The sequence below is a fragment of the Pseudoalteromonas sp. J010 genome, assembly GCF_003934235.1.
In the GTDB taxonomy this organism is placed as follows: domain Bacteria; phylum Pseudomonadota; class Gammaproteobacteria; order Enterobacterales; family Alteromonadaceae; genus Pseudoalteromonas; species Pseudoalteromonas peptidolytica.
Map to the genome: position 1 here is coordinate 1 of NZ_RDBW01000067.1, position 2,282 is coordinate 2,282.

2 protein-coding genes are annotated in these 2,282 nt (G+C 46.9%); both read left to right on the forward strand.

All coding sequences use genetic code 11. The annotated features are described in order from the left end of the window. Positions 1-418: phosphopantetheine-binding protein (locus tag EAG18_RS21920; protein ID WP_148098531.1), on the forward strand; the 418-nt coding region annotated here is incomplete at its 5' end. Between the two features lie 2 nt (positions 419-420). Then, positions 421-2,282, forward strand: a 1,862-nt coding sequence (locus EAG18_RS21925; RefSeq protein ID WP_148098532.1) for a condensation domain-containing protein, incomplete at its 3' end; no start/stop codon positions are given.

Below are 2,282 nucleotides of genomic sequence, written 5' to 3' on the forward strand. Positions count from 1 at the left end.
GTTACCAGAGTACATGGTGCCCAGTCACTTTATCCTAGTTGAACATATTCCACTCACCGGTAACGGCAAGCTTGACCGTAAGGCTCTGCCTGCACCAGAGCTTCAAGCCGATAACCTCTATGTGGCACCGCGCAATACTTTAGAAACCCAGCTTTGTGAGATTTGGCAGCAGGTACTTGGCCTTGAGCAAGTGGGCATTGAGGATAACTTCTTCCAAATCGGCGGTGACTCTATCTCGGCTATCCGGTTGATGAATGCGTGTAATAAGGAGCTGGATTTAAACATCCCAATTTCGGCTTTGTTTGAGCATACCCATATTGCCGCAATCGTCGACAACCTAGAAACACTGAGCGCCGATATCGAGATCAAAGCAGGCTCGGGATCACAACAAGAACAAACTAATAGCATGAGGATTTAGCCATGTTGTCATTGCTCGCTGAACTCAAAGATCACAATCTCTCAATCTGGTTGCAAGATGGTGGACTAGAGCTGTCATTTGGCGCGCAAGCGCCAGATGCAGCGCTTATTGCAAAGTTAAAATCAAACAAAACGCAGTTAATGGATTACCTTGAAGCAAAAGCAGTTTTTTCAAAGGATGCGTTTAACACATTACCAGAATTAAACCGCTATCCGCTTTCGTTTGCGCAAGAGCGGTTACTCTTTATCGAACGCTTAGAAAGTGGCACCAGCGCTTATCATATTCCCTTTTTGGTGAGACTCTCTGAGCACACCGAACTGACACATTTAGCAAACGCGCTAAGTATCGTGTTAGATAGACATCAAGTACTTCGTAGTGTCTATCGTCAAGATGAGCAAGGCCATGACTATCAAGAGGTATTGAGCGCCAGTATTGATATTGCGCCGAGCTCAGTGGCTGACTTAGCGGCGCTTAATTCGGCTGTGAAAAAAGCGATCAGTACACCATTTAACTTAGCTGATGAGCCTATGTTCAAGGTTTGCTGTTGGACGTTGGGCGCTGAACGTTACGTGCTATTTATGTGGCATCACATTGCGTTTGATGGTTGGTCTACAGAAATTTTTATGCGTGAACTACATCAAGCCTATTTTATGTTAGCTTCAGGCAAAACGCCTGAGCTACCAACGCTTGAGTTACAGTACAAGGATTACGCCAAATGGCAGCGCGAGTACCTCAGCGGCGATACCTTAACTACGCTTTTAGCGCACTGGACTGAGGCGCTCTCAGGCGCTGAGCAGCTCGAATTACACTCACCCCTACCACGGCCAAAGGAATACCAATATCGCGGTGCCGATCATCGTATTCATTTGGGTAAGGAAAGAAGCGAAGCCTTAAAGACCATAGCCAAAAAGCAGCAAACTAGCCTTTATGTTGTGCTGCTTAGCAGCTGGGCACTGACCTTACAGGCGACCAGTGGTCAGTCAGACTTAGTCATCGGCACCCCATCTGACAACCGCCATCTAAGTCAGACGCAAAATCTTATTGGCTTTTTGGTCAATAGCTTAGCCCTGCCAGTTCATATTGATAACGCACTCGACTTTAATGCCTTAGTGCAACAAGTGCACCAAACTCTAAAAGCGGCCAAAGCACACCAAGATTTACCATTTGATAAATTGGTCGACGCTCTGAAATTACAACGAGATCCGTCTCGCCATCCGCTATTTCAGATGATGTTTTCACTTGAGCAGTTTAAAAATAATAGTGATGACAACAGTCAACAGCTATTTACGCCTGTGGATGAGTCACAAATAAAAGCGCTCCATAAAGTCGCGAAGTTCGACATTAGTTTACTGCTACAAAATGGTGACGAAGAAGTATTTGGTGATATTAACTACGCCACCGCACTATTTCCCAGTGACTGGATCGCAACCCTTGCTGAGCGCTTTATTAATATTATCGATCAGGTAATCGCCAGAACCGCACAGCCACTTGCAAAAGTAGCGCTACAAAATAAATTGGAGACTGACACACTTCGTACTTGGCACGACAACGCCGAGTTATTTGCCAGCGATACAGATCTGGCAAGCATCGTGGAGCAGCATGTCGCGAGTCACCCTGAACACACAGCCATATTAACCAGCAGCGGTGACGCGCTGTCTTATGCCGAGCTAAACGGTAAAGCCAATGCCCTTGCCAACCACATCATTGCTCAGCATCCCAAAGCCCAAGCTGGCCTATTGCCTGCCGATACCCCTATCGCGCTTTACTTTTCTCGCAGCAGCGAGATGCTCATTGCTATGTTGGCTGTGCTCAAAGCCGGTGGTGCCTATGTCCCTGTTTCACCAGACTACCCCGAAGCTCGGGT